13 protein-coding genes and 1 pseudogene are annotated in these 17,933 nt (G+C 62.4%); 8 read left to right on the top strand and 6 right to left on the bottom strand.

All coding sequences use genetic code 11. The features are described from left to right. Window positions 1-248 precede the first annotated feature (248 nt). Window positions 249-1,754 carry a DASS family sodium-coupled anion symporter gene (locus CPBF1521_RS13140; protein ID WP_115677273.1) on the bottom strand — a complete coding sequence of 502 codons (1,506 nt, stop codon included), beginning with the start codon at window positions 1,752-1,754 and terminating at the stop codon, window positions 249-251. 69 nt (window positions 1,755-1,823) lie between these two features. Further along, the gene (gene atpC / locus CPBF1521_RS13135) at window positions 1,824-2,366 is read right to left on the bottom strand and encodes an ATP synthase F1 subunit epsilon (protein WP_235858453.1); all 543 of its coding nucleotides are present in this window, start codon (window positions 2,364-2,366) and stop codon (window positions 1,824-1,826) included. 434 nt (window positions 2,367-2,800) lie between these two features. Here atpC and CPBF1521_RS13130 point away from each other — a divergent pair. Both CPBF1521_RS13130 and CPBF1521_RS13120 read left to right on the top strand, forming a co-directional pair. Continuing rightward, window positions 2,801-3,230: pseudogene (locus CPBF1521_RS13130) on the top strand (zinc-binding dehydrogenase); the annotation flags it as partial. Between the two features lie 889 nt (window positions 3,231-4,119). Next, entirely contained in the window at window positions 4,120-5,907 is a 1,788-nt protein-coding gene (locus CPBF1521_RS13120; RefSeq protein WP_115677270.1) for a YbhB/YbcL family Raf kinase inhibitor-like protein, read from the top strand. A 359-nt stretch (window positions 5,908-6,266) separates the two neighbouring features. On the opposite strand, the gene CPBF1521_RS21900 is transcribed toward CPBF1521_RS13120, so the two are convergent. Then, window positions 6,267-6,458, bottom strand: coding sequence for a hypothetical protein (locus CPBF1521_RS21900; RefSeq protein WP_370659377.1), 192 nt, complete (start codon window positions 6,456-6,458; stop codon window positions 6,267-6,269). A gap of 219 nt (window positions 6,459-6,677) precedes the next feature. Further along, window positions 6,678-8,945, bottom strand: a complete 2,268-nt coding sequence (locus tag CPBF1521_RS13110) for a methyl-accepting chemotaxis protein (RefSeq protein ID WP_115677269.1) — start codon at window positions 8,943-8,945, stop codon at window positions 6,678-6,680. A gap of 341 nt (window positions 8,946-9,286) precedes the next feature. Here CPBF1521_RS13110 and CPBF1521_RS13105 point away from each other — a divergent pair, with 341 nt between their 5' ends. Continuing rightward, window positions 9,287-9,682: a hypothetical protein gene (locus tag CPBF1521_RS13105; RefSeq protein WP_115677268.1), complete on the top strand. Its 396-nt coding sequence runs from the start codon at window positions 9,287-9,289 to the stop codon at window positions 9,680-9,682. 88 nt (window positions 9,683-9,770) lie between these two features. Then, window positions 9,771-10,163 (top strand): H-NS histone family protein, encoded by a 393-nt coding sequence (locus CPBF1521_RS13100; protein WP_104583655.1) that lies wholly within the window; start codon window positions 9,771-9,773, stop codon window positions 10,161-10,163. A 460-nt stretch (window positions 10,164-10,623) separates the two neighbouring features. Here the strand turns inward: CPBF1521_RS13100 and glgX are convergent, their stop codons facing one another. Beyond that, a complete protein-coding gene (gene glgX / locus CPBF1521_RS13095; protein ID WP_115677267.1) occupies window positions 10,624-12,756 on the bottom strand; it encodes a glycogen debranching protein GlgX in 2,133 nt (710 codons plus the stop codon). 518 nt (window positions 12,757-13,274) lie between these two features. On the opposite strand from glgX, the gene rimK reads away from it, so the two are divergent. From rimK to CPBF1521_RS13075, 4 genes are all read left to right on the top strand, one after another. Beyond that, window positions 13,275-14,150 (top strand): 30S ribosomal protein S6--L-glutamate ligase, encoded by an 876-nt coding sequence (gene rimK, locus CPBF1521_RS13090; RefSeq protein ID WP_104583653.1) that lies wholly within the window; start codon window positions 13,275-13,277, stop codon window positions 14,148-14,150. A gap of 226 nt (window positions 14,151-14,376) precedes the next feature. Continuing rightward, window positions 14,377-14,847: a hypothetical protein gene (locus CPBF1521_RS13085; protein ID WP_208414038.1), complete on the top strand. Its 471-nt coding sequence runs from the start codon at window positions 14,377-14,379 to the stop codon at window positions 14,845-14,847. A 31-nt stretch (window positions 14,848-14,878) separates the two neighbouring features. After that, complete coding sequence (locus tag CPBF1521_RS13080) at window positions 14,879-15,556, top strand: response regulator transcription factor (RefSeq protein WP_006448355.1); 678 nt, start codon at window positions 14,879-14,881, stop codon at window positions 15,554-15,556. Then, window positions 15,549-16,883: a sensor histidine kinase gene (locus CPBF1521_RS13075; protein WP_164739182.1), complete on the top strand. Its 1,335-nt coding sequence runs from the start codon at window positions 15,549-15,551 to the stop codon at window positions 16,881-16,883. Before CPBF1521_RS13080 ends, CPBF1521_RS13075 begins: the two co-directional genes overlap by 8 nt. A gap of 101 nt (window positions 16,884-16,984) precedes the next feature. Here CPBF1521_RS13075 and CPBF1521_RS13070 read toward each other — a convergent pair whose 3' ends face one another. Then, window positions 16,985-17,380, bottom strand: a complete 396-nt coding sequence (locus CPBF1521_RS13070; RefSeq protein ID WP_115677266.1) for a SymE family type I addiction module toxin — start codon at window positions 17,378-17,380, stop codon at window positions 16,985-16,987. Between the last annotated feature and the right edge of the window lie 553 nt (window positions 17,381-17,933).

The following is a 17,933-nucleotide window of genomic DNA, read 5'->3' as shown; positions in this document are numbered from 1 at the left end:
GCGAGGGATCAATCCTGCCCACGCCGCTGATGATGTCGCGCTCGGCCGGCCCGCATGCCATCTATCCAGCATCGGTTGCGGTGTGCCACGCGGCATGCAGGCAAGAGTCCTGACGTTTTCTTGGCGGCCTTTCTGTCGCAGGTCGTGCGGGATACGCAGGTGCTGCTCCACGCTGCGCGATCAGTTGGCCGTTGCCAGGTGGCGTGTCAGGCGCTGTGTTCCTGGCTGCTCATGGGACGATCCAAGATCTACCAGAAGCCAAGGACTTTCCACCAGGTGCTGCCGACGAGAGCGAAGATGAGAAGCTCAAGCAGGCACATGATCAGTCCGATCCTCCACCAGGCGCCCAGGCTGACGTAGCCGCTGCCGAAAATGATGGGTGAGGTTCCCGTGGCATAGTGCGTCAGTGTCATCATGATCGCCGAAGACGCGGTCATCATGAGCATGAAGGGGATGACGTAATCCGGCGGTATGAGCAGTGCACCCACGCCCAGGAACGCAAGCAGCATCGCACTGATGTGGGCGGTGGTGCTCGCGAACAGATAATGGGAAAAGACAAAGGCCAGGACGAGCACGCAGGCGATGGCTTTCCATCCCATTCCACTCGCGATGATGGCGCCCTTCATGGCCTCGGTGAACCAGCCAACCACGCCCAGCTTGTTGAGCTGTTCGGCCATCATCACCAGCGCGCCAAACCACACCAGCGTGTCCCACGCACTTTTTTCGGAAAGCACGTCGTCCCAGTCCAGCGTGCCGGTGATGATCAGCGTAAACAAGCCAACGAATGCCACGACTGTGGGATCCAGGGTCCATGAGGGGCCGAGAATCATGGCGGGCACGTTCGCCCAAAGGACCAACAGCAAACCAAAGGTCCCGATCATCACTTTTTCTTTCGCCGTCAGCGGCCCCATCGCCTTCAATTCGGTCTTGGCGAAATCAACCGCGTTAGGGGTGGCCTTCAACTCCGGAGGAGACAGCAGATAGATGGCCAGAGGCATGATGATCAAACAGGCCAGCCCCGGTAGAAGCATGCAGAGCGCCCAGGTCGTCCAGGACAGGTGCAGCTGTTGGTTCGTCGCTTTGGCCACATAATCGACCACCAGCGGATTGGGTGCTGTGGCGGTGAGGAACATTGCCGATGTGATGGGATTGGCGTGGTAGTTCACCAATGCCAGGTAGGTCCCCACCTTGCCTTGCGTGCCTTTGGCCGGATCGGAATCGAACGAGTTGGCAATAGACCTCATGATGGGGTGAACAATGCCCCCGCCACGCGCGGTATTGCTGGGGGTGAAGGGGGCGAGCAGGAGCTCGCAGATCGTCAGGCCGTAGCCGATGCCCAGTGTCCGTTTGCCCAGGAGCGCAATGAACACCATGCCGATACGGTTCCCCAGGCCCGTCTTCTTCAGGCCACGGGAAATCAGGATCGCAACCACGATCAGCCAGATGAGCGGGCTCGAGAAGCTGCTGAGCGCATCAGTGATCGCACCCTTGGAGCTGGTTGACGTGACTTGGGAAAGCGCGACGATGACGATGGCCATCATCGCCATCACCCCGATGGGCATGACCTTGAGGATGATCGCGATGATGGTGGTCAGGAAGATGGCGACCAGCCCCCAGGCCTTGGGCGTCAGGCCTTCAGGGCACGGGAGCAAGAGCAATGCGATAAGCACGGCCGTTGTCACCAGGGCCTGAGGCAGTTTGAACGGCACGGCTTGATTGAAATACTTGAATGCTGCTTTGACGCGACCTGACATGCGGGGCCCTCTTTTATGACTGTTCAACAAGCGGAGAACGCTTGAGGCGATGTGCCGCGGTTCCAGTCATCAAGGCTTGGCGCGTGGGCTTTCCCCAAAGTGATGCATGAGCTCGGCGTGCGTTTGCGCATAGGCAGCGTCCGTGAGAGACGTTGCCATGGGCGAATTCGCGGCAGTTTTCGCAACTTCGGCCTTCGCCCTGTCCCGGTCTTCGCTTCGCAGCGCCAGGTCAGCCAAAACGGCGACGTGAGTTGGCTGGACCTCGACGAAGCCGCCCGACACATAGAGCTGGAAAGGCGGCTCGCCCGTTTCCGGATAAATGAGGATCATGCCTTCGCGCAGCGTGCTCAGCATTGGTGTATGTCGTGCCATCACGCCAAATCGGCCGCGTTCTCCAGGAAGACTGACCTCCCGAGCGCGTCCCTCCCATTGGGCTCCCGTAAGGCTCACGACAGTCAGCCCGAAGGTCTGCTGGGCATTGGCGATGAAGTCGGGTCCGGGATGGGCAGACGTGTGTGCGTGCATGTCGTATCCGCCTGAAGCCTTGCTCGAAGAAGCCTCACTGCGTTGCGCAGCACCGGTAACGACTGCTGATTTTTCACCAGGCCTCATGTCCACACTCCTTGAAAAAATATGACGCTGTTGCCCCCCACAACAGCTTTTCTTTCTCGCCATCACGGTGCGACTTCGACACCGAAAAGCAACGCCAGCCGGTGCCACCTCGGGTCTCATGATGCATTGCACCATACACGCCTGCCTTGATTTCGATCAACTCGGATCGAACGGCCTCTGGAGCAAGCTGGGATGATGGTATGTGCCGGAGCAAACCGAATTGATTCGGGCATCGTCACGCAAAAAATGTCAGTCCAAGATGCGGAGAGCTGATGCTTATTTACCGGTCGTTTCTGACGTTGGGTCCTGGGTATCCAGGTGCATGGCGTGCAGCCTGCTGGAAAGCGCTCGCGCCACGGAAAAATTGATTGAACTCAAAGCGGCTTTGAGGTGAGGCGTTAGGCTTCGCTCCAACGCTTACCTTCTAAGAAGTCGTTCAGATCGCTCCCCCCCTTCTTTGCGCAGGTGTGACGGTCCACAAGGGGCTCAAATGACCGACACCAAGCCCGGAGACTGGGCCGTCATCTCCGGCATCGGCGGGCTGGGTCATATGGCCGTGCAATACGCCAAGGCGATGTGACTCACTGTGGCAGCGGTCGATGTGGACGACGCCAAGCTGGATCTCGCCCGGCGACCGGGCGCCACTGTGGCGGTCAATGCGAAGAAGGAGGGCTCAACGGCGTGACCGTGCGAGGATCGATCGTCGGCAGTCGTTTGGGTCTGCAAGAGTCGCTGAACTTCGCAGGGCAAGGCAAGGTGGCCGCGACGGTCCAGACCGACCGGCTCGAAAACATCAACGAGGTATTTACCCGCATGCACCAAGGCGCCATCGAAGGTCGCGTGGTGTTGAGTTTCGCGGATTGAGCAAGCTGTGGGGGCGTCGCCCTAGGATGAGGGCACGCACAGCTGGGCCGTTTTTGGGGATGCAACGCGTTGCATAGCAGCAGCGCGGTTCGTTTTACTCGCATCCGCCCCTGCGCCAGACCGTGGTGCCCACGACGAGCTGACCGGGCGCTTCGCGGTTTGACCGCTGCCGACGCCGAACCTGCCGCTGAGCCCGCTGTGGTCAGCCGGCGCAGCGACGCAGCGGCATTGCGGTGGTCTGAGCCTTGCACGTCGGGCGGGTGCGTTAGCGCGATGGGTTGTGGGTGTCGTTGCTGCTGCCTGGAGAAATCAACGCACGCGCACGATCCGAAAGAGGGCAGCCACGCTGGTGGAGCAAGTGGATGGCCTCCCTGGTCCGTCGCAGCAGCCCTGTGTTCGCAATGAAGGTGGTCTTCGATCCGTGGAACGCAAGCACGATGTTCTCGGTTCCGTGGGTCTTCCGGTAGTCGACCAAGGCAACATCTGCGTAAGACCGAGTACGGGTCCGCAAGACGCGGTACTCCACACGCTCTGCATGAAGAATCAACGTGGGGTTGAGGCTGTTGTGCGCCCACGCAATCCAGGGCAGGAATGTGAACCCAGCGAACGCGGCCTCCAATGTAACGACGACAGATGTCTCCACCGAAATCTCCTTGCGCAGGACCTGCCTGTCTGGCGCCGATCGTCGTCATTGTGACCTGTACCGACTGTGCTTGCGTCAACCGGCCCGGCGTCTAATTCACTTGGGCCATGGCCATGGGCCGTGAGCAAGGTGACGCAGGCGTTTCCTTGCTGTTCCCATCACGCATCTCGTGCAAAAAGATCGTGTCGACTGCCGATCCATCGGGCAGTCCTTGAGAGCGATTTATCCACGCATCGGGAGAGCCATATGCGCCGTATCCTGTCCGCAGCACTGCTCGGATTGTTGGTAGGTCACGCACACGCGCAGCAAGGGGACGGCACCGACGTGCCGGCGCAGGTGCACACATTCAAGCCGGAGAAGGTAGACGCCAGTCCTGGTCAGATGGCTGGGTTGAAAGTTCCGGCAGGCTTTCAGATCAAGCCGCTCGCAACCGGGCTGAAGAATGCCCGCATCATCGCCGTGGCGCCGGGCGGCAACATCTACGTGTCCCGGCGTGATCAGGGCGACGTCCTGCTGCTGAAGGACGCCAACGACGATGGCAAGCTCGACGCACCTGCCAAGGTGGTGGCCAACCGATCCGGAGCGCATGGCCTGGCGGTTCGCGATGGCCAGCTCTACCTGGTCACGGTCAAGGAGCTGTTCGTCGCCCCGATTCTGAAAGACGGAACCCTGGGACCACTCAGGTTGCTGGTGGGCGATCTACCGGACGGTGGGCAGCATCCGAATCGTACGATGGCATTCGGCCCGGACGGCATGCTGTATCTGAGCATCGGCTCGACCTGCAACGCGTGCAACGAGACCAACCCCGAGCACGCGACGATGCTGCGCGTGTCGCCCGATGGGAAGTCACGCACCATCTTTGCCAGTGGCCTGCGCAACACCATCGGCTTCGATTGGGACCCTGCGACCGGCGAGTTCTGGGGCATGGACCAGGGCATGGATTTCCTGGGCGATGAGGTCCAGCCGGAGGAGCTCAACCACATCGTCAAGGGCAAGCAATATGGCTGGCCCCACATCTGGGGCAAGGACGGGGTCAACCCGCAGAGCACGCCGCAGGGCGAGATGACCAAGCAGCAGTGGGCCGCGATCAGCGAACCGATGGTCCTGGGCTACACGGCTCACGCCGCAGCCATGCAGTTCCACTTCTACCGGGGCGCATCCTTCCCGGCCGATTACAAGGGCGATGCCTTCATCACCTTCCGTGGGTCGTGGAATCGCAAGCCGGCGTCCGGCTACGAGGTGGTGCGGCTGAAGTTCGAAAACGGCAAGCCGGTCGCTTTCGAGCCATTCGTGACCGGTTTCCTGACCGAGGGCGGCACGAAACACTTTGCGCGGCCCGTGGGCCTGGCGGAGACAGCCAACGGCGCGCTTTTGGTCTCGGACGATGCCAATGGCGTCATCTACCGCATCTCCGCCACGGGCGCGCCGGCCCGCGCTGCGGCAGCAGGGCAACCCAGCGCAGCACCAGCGGCGTCGCTCGAGAAACAGGTCAACCAGGGCAATGGGGTGCCGCTCGCCCTGGCTCGTCCCGAGACCAACGGCAAGGGAACGCTCACCGTGACTGCGCCCGCGTTTGCCAGCGGCGCTGCGATGGACAAGCGCTTCAGCGATTACGCCGATGGCGTCTCGCCGGCGCTGTCATGGAAAGCGGTTGCCAAGGCCACCTCCTACGTCGTGATCATGGAAGACCCCGATGCCAGGCCCATCACGCCGTTCGTCCATTGGGTGGCCTGGAACATTCCCGCCAAGGTCACCCAGCTGCCCGAGGGCGTGCAGGAGCAGATGCGTCTGACTGAGCCCGACGGCGTGCTGCAGGGGGCAACGAGCCGTGGTTCGGTTGGCTACTACGGACCGCACCCGCCTGTGGGCGATCCGCCGCACCACTATCACTTCCAGGTCCTGGCGCTGGACACCATGCTGGACGTCAAGCCGGGTGCGACCCGGGACGAGGTGCTTGCCGCTGCGTCGGGCCATGTTCTGGCGAAAGGCGAAACGTTGGGGACCTACGCCCAGACCGTCGCCCCGCCGAAGTAATCGCGCCGGAAACCGCGAGTTGATCGCATTGCCATCCCTGTCGTAGATGGGGCTTTCCATTCTTCGATTCGCGGACGTAGCGGGCGCTGGAGGCGCCCGCACGGCTGGAGATCGTGATCTTTCAACAGAGATCGGTATTTGCCACCTGCGTTTGCTTTGCAGCGACACTGCCAGGGGTGTCGGCATTTGTTGCATCCAATACACCGACCCGGCCGCAGGACCGCCTGACCTTTGTCGCGCCAAGCCATGCTCGCCTATGGGCCAGCAGCTGGTGCTGGACGTGGTCTGTTGAGCGCCTAGGCTTCCGCATCCTCCGGGGGCTGGACTGGTGGCCAAGCGCATGGGTCACCCCTGCTCCGTCAGGGAGGGGTAGTGACCTTCGTGGCATGTGCGCCGAAAACGCCAACATGCGGTGCCAAGACCAGGCTCAAGCGCCGCCGGCATTCTCGAAAGGCAAGTGCGGACGCAGGCATGTCGCATGAATCAAAAATTTTTGCCTGCGCATCCCAAGCTGCCAGCAGCACTTCCAGGTCATTTATCAGTGTTTGCATTTATGCCCTTTGATGCACAGACGGTAGCCCCGCACCTCATCTGACCCTGAGGAGCGAGCCTACCTGGCCACTATGTCGGTGCTGTTAAGCCCGCTTAGGGGCAACTTATAGCGGACTCGGAAATGCAGGACAAGCGTTTGCCACCGTCTGCTGCTGTGCAATGCCGGGGCGAATCAGAACCCCGGTGGGCCCAGAAAATCTGGGCCCACCTAGATTGACTCAGAACTCCTGCCAGCCTGCGCCGTCAGTGGAGCTGATGGCTTCCAGTTTGCGCGGTGCACGGTGCGGGACAATTTTTGCGGGTGTCTTCACAGGCGTTGGCGTCCTGTTGCTGTTTGAGCCAGCAATGGCTGACGAGGCAGGAGCCGCGCGGACCGCAACGTTGTCCTTGTCGATCTTGAACACCGCCACGGCGTCGGTCAGCTGCGTGGCCTGTTCTTCCATCGCGCGGGCTGCAGCGGTCGCCTCCTCGACCAGTGTGGCGTTCTGCTGGGTCGCTTCATCCATCTGCGTCACGGTGGTGTTGACCTGCTCGATGCCGGCCGACTGTTCCTGCGAGGCTGCAGAGATTTCGCCCATGATGTCGGTCACGCGCTGCACGCTGGCGACCACTTCGGTCATCGTGGTTCCGGCGCTGCGCACCAGGGCCGAGCCTTCCACGACGCGCTGCACCGAGTCGTCGATCAGGTCCTTGATCTCCTTGGCCGCGCCGGACGAACGCTGTGCCAGCGTACGTACTTCCGAGGCGACCACGGCAAAGCCGCGGCCTTGCTCGCCGGCCCGCGCCGCTTCCACGGCGGCATTCAATGCCAGGATGTTGGTCTGGAACGCGATACCGTCGATGACCGAGATGATGTCGGCGATCTTCTTGGACGATGCCTCGATACCACTCATGGTTGCGACCACCTGGCCGACGACTTCGCCGCCCTGGGATGCCACGCCTGCGGCGCCGATCGCCAGCTGATTGGCCTGGCGCGCATGTTCGGCGTTCTGGCGAACGGTGGAGGTCAGCTCTTCCATCGAGGCAGCGGTTTCTTCCAGGTTGGCCGCCTGTTGTTCTGTGCGCTGGGACAGGTCCTGGTTGCCTGCCGCAATCTCGCTGGCTGCCGAATTGATGGACACCGCCGACTGCTGGATGCGTCCGACAATCTCTGCAAGCTGTGCAGCAGTGGTATTGGCATCGTCGCGCATCTGCGCGAAGACGCCCTTGAACTCGCCGGTCATGCGGGCTGTTAGGTCGCCTGCGGCGATGGACTGCAGCAGCGAGGACAGGGATTGCAGGTTGCTGTCCGCGGTGGCCATGAGCAGGTTGAGGCTCTCGACCATGATGCGGAAGTCGTACTGGAACCGTTCCGCATCGCCGCGTGCGGTGAAGTCGCCATTGGCAGCAGCTTGTGCCAACTGCTTGATTTCCAGGTTCATGGCAGACAGGTTGGTCTTGACCTCATTCATGGTCTGCGTCAGCACGGCTTTTTCGCCTGGCAACTGCTCCATGTCTTCACTCAGGTCGCCAATGGCGTAGCGGCCCATGATGCGTGCGAGGTTGGACTGCACGCTGAGGTGGGAGGCAACCAGGGCGTTGGTGTCCTCGGCCATGCGGCCGTAGTCGCCGGGCAGTGCGCTGGCATCCATCAGAAAGCTGATCTGGCCTTCGTCATGGCGCCTGGCCATGTCTGACTGGGCCGCCATCAGGCTGCGGATTTGCGTTTGCATGACCTGCATTGCCTGAAGCAAACGCCCCGGTTCGTCCCGAGCCTTGGTTTGCGCGTTGCTGGTCAGATCCCCTTGCGCAATGGCATTGGCGACCTGTGTTGCACGGGCCAGGGGCGTGGTGAGGCTGCGGGTAATGATCCAGCCCAGCAAAGCGCTTGCGATCAGGACAACGGCGCCACCGGTGATGAGCATGGCCCGTCCGCCTGCAATGGCGGCCAGTGCTTCCGCGTACGCATCCTTGGTGTTGTTGTTCTGGCGTGACACCAACTCCCGCAGTGTTTTCTGCCAGAGCAGGACGGCGGGTCTGCCCTTCTCGCTCAGCAGGGTTTGTGCTCCCATGCGGTCCCCTTCGGCGCACAGGGCCATCACCTGATCAGTGAAGCTGCGAGCGATGGTGCGGCGTTCGTCCAGGGCGACTCTGACGCGGCGGCCGCCTTCAGACAAGGAAAGGCTGTCCAGGGCTCTGAGCTTTTCGCGTAGCCCGTTGTAGCGGGCCCGTTCGTCACTGATGGTCTTGACAGCCTCTTTGTTGAGCGCATCGCTGGTGACCATTGCATAGGTCCCGAGCGCTACCAGGATCGAAGAGTTGGCGTCCAGCATTTCATTGGCGACCTGGATCTTCGCCATCCGGTCTTGAACGATCGAGTCCAATTGATGTTTGGAAACCGACATCGTCCACAGGCCTGCTGCAACAAGCATGGCAGAAAGAAGAATCAGGACGCCGAATGCGGCGCCCAGGCGCTTACCAACGCCGTGCCTTTGAAGAAATTCCATCTCGTAAACCTTCGGAGCTGTGCAAAAGCGCACACACACTTAGCGGCCTCTACCGCAAGGAATGAAGAAAAGGCATACATGTATATTCAAGCTCTATACAAATGCTGTGCTTTTTGCGGCACCTGTCACCTTATGCCGTCGGAGCTTGCCGCAATCCCCGTGGGGTCATTTCGGGGCGGATGTGGGTGAGTTACTTACGCAGCGTAGGGGGGCGCCGAGTATGGGAACGACAGGCCGGGGTTTGGTACCTGCTTCGCCATTTCCTTCCCCATGGTCAGGAAGCTCCTGATTGAGCGGGTGCGCGGCGATGGGCATAGTGCCGGGCACGTCGAGCGAGCACCATGACCACCACGCACCCTCAACTTATCGGCGCACTTCTCAAGGGCATCCGACGCGCCGAATCCGCGCGCGCAGCCTCTATTGCGTATTGCGCCGAATTGGCCGGGCAGATGCGCTTTGACTACGGCACGCCGGACGATGCGGGCAAGGTGCTGGAGATGTTCGCGCTGGATTCCGAGCAGATCCGCGAGCTGGGGCTGGTGGGCGTGGAAGAACTGGGCGAGGCGGTCTGCCATGCCTGGTCCATCAACGCCGGCGAGCTGGATCGGGTGGTTCAGTGGTTTTCGGCGCCCAGGGTCGAGTTCGTTGGCAAGCACTGCCGCGAGCTGATCCGGGCCGGGCGCATCGGGCCGGTGCTGACCATGGCCCGCGAGCACGCCTTGCTGCGCCATCGCTGAGCGCCGCCAGACTCGGGCGCGCCCGGCCGCTTTACGCTAGCCGGCGCAACAGCAATACTCGCTGACCCTTCCAACCTCAGTTTTGCCAATGCGCCAGGTTCCGCCCGCTTCATCCGCCGCCGCCGCCAAAGCCCAATTGCTGGAAGAGCTGCGCAAGCTCGAGCAGGAAGAAGCCCAGCTGAAGTACGCCCAGACGCTGGAAGCCTTCGACCAGGTGGTCGAGGTGCTGACCCAGTTCGGCAGCCGCTTCAATGCCAAGCAGAAGTCCCAGATCGCGTCGCTGGCAATGACCGGCAAGTCCAAGGGGCCGTTGTCGTCCACGGGCGAGGTCGTCGCCAAGTACTGGATTCCGCATTCCGGCGAGACCTGGTCCGGGCGTGGCCGCACACCGCGCGCGTTCAAGGCATGGGAAGGCACCAGCTCCTACAAGGAATGGAAGGCCAACCATCCGGACAAGCGATTCCCGCTGTATCCGGGCTGAGTTCTTGAAGAGTCAAGGTCTGGCTGCGCGCACGCCTGTCGCCTGGCGATTACGGCCTTCCTGCACCTTGGTTTTAGCGCTGTAAGTGCCGCGCTGCATTGCGGGCGTTGCCGGATCGTGCAATCCAGGCTGGCAGTGATCACGCTTGCCGATGTCGCCGTGATCCAGGCCATAGGTGTCATCGATACCGCCTTAAAAAGCGCTTTCGCCAGCTAAGCAATCGGAGCTTGATCTGCGATCGCGCCGTCGTCAGGCGCGCTGCGGTTTGCCCCGCGCTTGACGCGCAGCTGGGTGTCAGCGGCAGAGTGGTAACCGCACACGAAAACAGCAGCGGTGTTTACCGACCGGCAGTGCAGATCCGGTTCAAACCGGAGCATCCATCGCCTCTGTCGACGCAATAAAAAAACGCGCGGCCTGCCGGAGTTCCGGCAGACCGCGCGTCTGGTTTATCGCATCAGGGTTACTGGTCGTTCTTGCACTCGAATACCGACACGCTGCGCGGCGGGGCCAGGAATTCGCTGGCGCCTGCCGGCATCATGTCCACTTCCAGGGCTTCGTCGGTCGAGAGCACCAGCTTCCAATGCACCGGTTCATCGGTCGAGGGCAGGGTGAAGGTCACGCCTTCGTGGTAGGCATTGATGACGATCAGCAAGGTGGCGTCGTTGGCCAGCTCCTTGACGCCGGAGGTCTGTGCCTTGCCTTCCAGCAGCAGTCCCACCGAGCGCGCGCCGGCGTCGGTCCAGTGCGCGTCGTCCATCTCGGTTCCACCGGGATTGAGCCAGGTGAGATCGCGCAGGCCCGCTTCTTCGTTGTACTGGCCGTTGAGGAAGCGGCCGCGCGACAGGATCGGATAGCGCTTGCGCAAGTGCGTCAGCGCCTTGACGAAGTCGGTCAGGCGGCCATCGGTCGGGTCGTTTTCCCAGTCCAGCCAGGTGATCTCGTTGTCCTGGCAATAGGTATTGTTGTTGCCGCCCTGCGATTGGGCACGCTCGTCGCCGGCGAGCATCATCGGCGTGCCCTGCGAGAGCAGCAGCGTGGCAAGCAGGTTCTTCATCTGCCGCTCGCGGATCTGCAGCACGTCCGCATTCTCGGTGTCGCCTTCCTCGCCGTAGTTGCAGGAGCCATCGTTGGACGAGCCGTCGCGGTTGTCCTCGCCGTTGGCCATGTTGTGCTTTTCGTTGTAGCTCACTAGGTCGCGCAGGGTGAATCCATCGTGCGCGGTGATGAAGTTGACCGATGCCCACGGGCGGCGGCCGCGACGATCGAACAGGTCTGCTGAGCCGGTGAAGCGGGTGGCGAACTCGGCCAGCTTGCCGTCCTCGCCCTTCCAGAACTCGCGCGCATTGTCGCGGAACTTGTCGTTCCATTCCGACCAGCCCGGCGGGAAGTGACCGACCTGGTAGCCGCCGGGGCCGCAGTCCCAGGGCTCGGCGATCAACTTGACCTCCGACAGCAACGGATCCTGGTTGCATGCATCCAGGAAGCCGCCGCGCTGGTCGAAGCCGCTCGGCTCGCGTCCCAGGATCGTGGCCAGATCGAAGCGGAAGCCGTCCACATGCATCTCGCTGGCCCAGTAGCGCAGCGAATCGTTGACGAACTGGATCACCCGCGAGTTGCTCAGATTGAGTGTATTACCGGTGCCGGTGTCGTTGATGTAGTAACGCTTGTCTTCGGCAAGGCGATAGTAGCTGGCGTTGTCGATGCCCTTGAACGACAGCGTCGGGCCCAGCTCGCTGCCTTCTGCGGTGTGGTTGTAGACCACGTCCAGGATCACTTCCAGGCCCTGCTTGTGCATGGCCTTGACCATGTCGCGGAATTCATCGCGATGCCCGCTGGACAGGTAACGCGACTTCAACGCGAAGAAGCCGATGGTGTTGTAGCCCCAGTAATTGCGCAGGTCCTTGTCCAGCAGATGCTGGTCGTCCAGATACGCATGCACCGGCAACAGTTCGACCGCGGTGATGCCCAGGTCCTTGATGTATTGCAGTACCTGCGGCTGTGCCAGGCCGGCAAAGGTGCCACGCACGGCTTCCGGTACCTGCGGGTTGCGCATGGTGTAACCACGCACGTGGGTCTCGTAGATCACCGTCTCGTTCCACGGCGTCAGCAGGCGTGTGTCGTCTTCCCAGTCGTAGGTGTCTTCGACCACCACGCACTTGGGCATGAACGGCGCACTATCGCGCTCGTCGAAGCTCAGGTCGCCGTCCGGGTGGCCCACGGTGTACCCGTAGAGTTCGTCCGCCCAGATCAGGTCGCCATCCATCTCGCGTGCGTACGGGTCCATCAACAGCTTGTTGTGGTTGAAGCGGTGGCCTTCGGTCGGTTCATACGGGCCATGCACGCGGTAGCCGTAGCGCTGTCCGGGTTTGACGTCGGGCAGGTAGCCGTGCCAGATCTCGTTGGTGTATTCCGGAAGGTCCACCCGCACTTCGGTGCCCTGTTCGTCGAACAGGCACAATTCCACGCGGGTGGCATGCGCGGAAAACAATGCAAAATTGGTGCCCTTGCCATCGAAGACGGCGCCGCGCGGAAACGGGCGTCCTTGGCGGATGCGGGAGGGGTTGGCGTAAGCCGCGCTTGCTGGACGTCGCATTGAGAGTCTCGGGTGCGCCGGCATGCCGGCATTGAGGGGACTCAAGCATTGCGTGGGCAGCTGTGCAAACTGCGTCACGACGGCAGGGGGGCGGCGTGAGGGCGGTTGTTGCAGGGCGTGGCCGCCGATTATTTTCTGACCGCAGTGACGGAAAAACAGGGCGCACGGCCGCGGGGATCTGACATGTACGCATCGCGCGGGTCGGCTGCGTTGTCTATGCGGCTGTCGCCAGACCAACCCCGCCGTGCATCATTCGCGCCAATGTACGCGTGCGCTTGAGCGCCGCGCAGCCGCCCTGCTAGCATCCAGCCGTCGGAGTCATGCAACGCATGCAGTGTGACAGCTGCCTTGCTGCGTCGCTTCCGCCTCCCATTCTCGGGGCCGTCGCACACCCGTCGAACGCAGCATGCAGGGCAGGGACGCTGCCCGCCCGTGCAATCGACCGGCAGACCTGCGGACTTGGGTCACTCCGTCATCAGACTCCGACCATGTCCAGGCCGCGCCGTACCCCTGCTGCGATGAAAATCGCCATCCTTTCCCGCAACAGCAAGCTGTACTCGACCCGGCGGCTCATCGAGGCCGGGCGCAAGCGTGGCCACACCGTGCGCATCCTCGACCCGCTGCGCTGCTACATGCGCATCGCCGCCGACGGCTTCAGCCTGCACTACAAGGGCAAGCCGATCACCGGGTTCGACGCAGTGATCCCGCGCATCGGCGCCTCGGTCACCCGCTATGCCACCGCGGTGTTGCGCCAGCTCGAATTCATGGGCACCTATACGCCCAACCCCTCCGATGCCATCCTGCGCTCGCGCGACAAGCTGCGCGCGCATCAGTTGCTGGCCGCGCAAGGCATCGACATGCCGGTGACCGTGTTCGGCGACAACCCCGACGACACCCAGGACCTGCTGTCGATGCTCGGCCCGCCGCCGCATGTGGTGAAGTTGAACGAGGGCGCGCAGGGCGCCGGGGTGATCCTCACCGAGAAAGCCAGCGCCTCGCGCGGCGTGGTCGAGGCGCTGCGCGGGCTCTACGCCAATTTCATCGTGCAGGAGTTCATCGGCGAGGCCGAGGGCGCGGACCTGCGCTGCTTCGTGGTCGGTGACCGGGTCGTTGCCGCCATGCGCCGGCAGGCGGCCGAGGGCGACTTCCGTTCCAACCTGCATCTGGGCGGCAGCGCCGCGGTGGCCCAGGCCACCGAGCAGGAACAGGAAGTCGCGGTGCGCTCGGCGCGCGCGCTGGGCCTGGCCGTGGCGGGCGTGGACCTGATCCGTTCCACGCGCGGGCCGCTGGTGCTCGAGGTCAATTCGACCCCCGGACTGGAGGGCGTGGAAGGGGTCTGCGAGGTGGACGTGGCGGCGGCGATCATCCAGCACCTGGAGCAGTCGATCCGCTGATCGGGCCACCCGCGCCGTTATCGAAAATTTAACGAAAATCTAATCCTTTCCTCGCTAGCCTCACCCGACCGTAGCTCCGCTCTCGGCAGTGACGGTGATCGGGATGAACTTTTGGCCCAAGTGCGTTGTCGCACTTGGGCCTTTTTACTTAGGCATGCTTGCTCCAGCAGTAAAGTCGAGTCTAAAGTGAGGAAATGTTAAACGGACGATGGGACAAGGAACGATCATGCTCAAGGCTTTCTGTTATGCCGCATCTCTAGCTGTGCTTCTGCTGGCCGATGCTGAGGCTGCCTCGGCCAAAGTAGACGTCAAGAAGCCCGTCGCCCAGCAGGTCGCCCAAGTGCGCAAGGAGTTGGACGGCGGCACTAAGTACTCCGAGATCAGTCAGGAAGATCGCGCTAAGGTGCTTTCTGCGCTCACGAGAATAGAAGTTGCAGTTGCAGACCAGGGTGATGCGCAGGCGTTGACTCCAGACCGAAAAGCAGCGGTTTACAACGACCAAGAGCTCATCAACACAATTTTGACAAGGGCGGGTGAGGAAAGTCGCCTGATTTGTACTCGTGAAAAGGCGACGGGTTCTCATCACACCACTTCGATCTGCAAAACCGTTGCCGAACGCAGACGCTTGCGTGACAGCGGCGAGCGCGACATGAGCTCCATGCAGCGGAGATACAAAGCTACCGACCCGGGCTCCTAAGTCCACCCCGACCATAGTTATTGAGGTTTCAGTGCGAATTCTAGTAATCGAAGACAACAGCGATATCGCCGCCAATCTGGGCGACTATCTCGAAGACCGCGGCCACACGGTGGATTTTGCCGCCGATGGCGTGACCGGGCTGCATCTGGCCGTGGTGCATGAGTTCGACGCCATCGTGCTCGATCTCAACCTGCCCGGCATGGATGGCATCGAAGTGTGCCGCAAGCTGCGCAACGAAGCGCGCAAGCAGACCCCGGTGCTGATGCTCACCGCGCGCGATTCGCTGGACAACAAGCTGGCCGGTTTCGACTCCGGTGCAGACGACTACCTGATCAAGCCGTTTGCATTGCAGGAAGTGGAAGTGCGGCTCAATGCGCTGTCGCGTCGCGGCAAGGGCGTGCACACCCGCGTGCTGGAAACCGGCGACCTGGAATACAACCTGGATACGCTGGAAGTGCGTCGCCGCGGCAAGCTGCTGCAGCTCAACCCCACCGCGTTGAAGATCCTGCAGTCGCTGATGGAGGCCTCGCCGGCCGTGGTCACCCGCCAGGAGCTGGAAACCCGCGTCTGGGGCGAGGAGCTGCCGGATTCGGATTCGCTGCGCGTGCATATCCACGGTCTGCGCGCGGTGGTCGACAAGCCGTTCGACGTACCGATGATCCAGACCCGTCACGGCATCGGCTATCGCATCGCCTCGCCCGATGCCTGAAAGCAATAACGGCGCGCGGCCGGCGCGCAAGCGCGGCCGTTACCGGCGGCGTCTGCGCAGCCGCATCATCCTGTCGTTCGTGTTGTTGGGCTTCTGCCTGACCACGCTGTTCGCCTTCGCCACCAACTGGGCACGTTCGCGCGTGGAAAACCAGTTGGTCGAAGACGTGATGAACCGCAATATCGACGCCTTCGCGCAGCGCTTCTACTCCGACCCGCTGCGCAACCCCGATCTGCCGGTGCAGCAGATGCGCGGGCGCGTGGTCAAGAGCGACAAGTTCGATGCGCTGCGGCTGGAACAGCCGGAGTGGTACCAGTTGCCCGACGGCATCCACACCATCTCCGGCGTGGACGACAGTGGCAACGCGTATTCGTACAAGCTGGCGGTACGCAAGACGCCGAGCGAGTGGTTCTTCCTCGCCTACGACATGACCCAGACGCTCAAGGGCGAGATCCAGCTCAAGCGCACGCTGATGCTCTCGGTGCTGGTGTTCAGCGGCTTTTCGCTGCTGATCGGCTGGTGGTCTGCGTCCAAGGTGATGCGCCCGGTGTCGGACCTGGCCGCGCGCCTGCGTGCTTACCGCGGCGGCACCAGTGAGCCCAAACCGCTGGCCGCGCACTTCCCGGACGACGAAGTGGGCCAGCTCGCCGAAGCGCTGGACGATTACTCGGCCCGCCTCACCGAGGTGGTGCAGCGCGACCGCGAATTCAACGCCGATGTCAGCCACGAACTGCGCACCCCGCTGGCGGTGATTCGCGGCGCCACCGAACTGCTGCTCACCAAGCCCAATCTCGACGAGAAGATGCTGCAGCGCCTGCAACGCATCCAGCGCGCCGAACTGCAGTGCAGCGATTTGATCGGCTCGTTGCTGCTGCTCTCGCGCAACGAGCGCGGGCAGGGCAGCAGCAATGTCGCCAAGGTGGCCGAACAACTGATCGACGCGCACCGCGCCCAGCTCGGCGGCAAACCGCTGGAGCTGCTGCTGGAAGGCGAGCGCGACCTGGTCATCGACGCGCCCGAATCCGCTCTGTCGGTGGCGCTGGGCAACCTGATCGGCAATGCGGTCAAGTACACCCAGGACGGCCAGGTGCGCGTACGCGTGCTTGCCGATGCAGTGGAAGTGATCGACTCCGGCCCCGGCCTGAGCGAGGAAGACGCCGCCAAGCTGTTCCAGCGCGGCTACCGCGGCACCCACGCCGGCCACTCGCAAGGCGGCGGCATCGGCCTATCGATCGTCAGCCGGCTGTGCGACCTCTACGGCTGGCGCGTCAGCGTGCGCCCAGGCCAGCAGCGCGGCGTCATCGCAACACTCGCCTTCCACCGCTAACCACCCCCCGCACCTCCGTAGGAGCGCACCCGGGCGCGACAGCCTTACCCATGACGCTCTCACGCCGGGGTTTGCAGACACATCTGCATCCAAAACACCCCTCAGCGCTCCACCACCGTCACCACCAACTCGCCCGCACGCGCAGTGATCTGCAGCTTGCACCCAACCGCAAACCCCAGCTGCTCCAGCCACAGCCCGCGCAAGCGCACGCTGGGAATCCGCTGGCTCTGCGGCCGGCCCGGTTCTGCGTCGTAGAACGCATAGCCCACCGTGCAGCGCGTGGGCGTGCGTGCCTTGCGCGGTGGCCGCGGCGGCAGATCATCCACGCGAGACCTGTGGCGGCGGTCGACGTCGGGGGTGTCCACATCGAACGTGGGCGAGGGCACCAGCTGCATTGGTTGCGCATCTTTCACCGGCGTGGCTGCTTGCTCTGCGGTAGCGGCGCGTCTGGCGTTCGGCTTGGATCGCTTGGCGGTCGAAGAGGGCGCCCGGCTCATCGCCTCACCTCCGTCAGCACCACGGAGCGACGACGCCCACCCATCTGCAGTATCGATACATTTGCCATGACGACGCCTCCTTCGAAGAACAGGCACCGTCGCCGGCCGGCGACGGGATGTCGGGAGGTTAGAAACCGTGCATAGTCGGCGGGCGTATTCCTCCCGAAGGAGTGTTGTATTAGCCGCCCTCCCGACGCAGGCATCGCGTCGGCTTGTACCTGCAGGCAGGCACAAAAAACCCACCGGTTTGACGGAGGTGGGTACCGCTATGCACGGAGTTTCTACGCTCCTTGAGGCGGAGATTGCTACTGGTTGCTTGGGATGTCAACTGTTTGACGACATTAGTCTTGCCTATGTCTAGCCGCCACAGCGGCTAGACATAGATACTTCTATTAGCAATTGAATAGCTCATTTTTACTGACATACAGAACTAGAACGCTAGCGAAGTGATTCGTAAATTACCGTAACAAGGATCATCCACGACGCGCCTGCAATTGCCATTATCAAACCTCTCTTGTCCCATGCTGATCGGAAAGGCTTCGCTTGAGGTGCA

This window comes from Xanthomonas euroxanthea, assembly GCF_900476395.1.
Lineage (GTDB): Bacteria > Pseudomonadota > Gammaproteobacteria > Xanthomonadales > Xanthomonadaceae > Xanthomonas > Xanthomonas euroxanthea.
The sequence above is the reverse complement of the archived record's forward strand: the minus strand, read 5'-3'. Positions and strand labels throughout refer to the sequence as shown.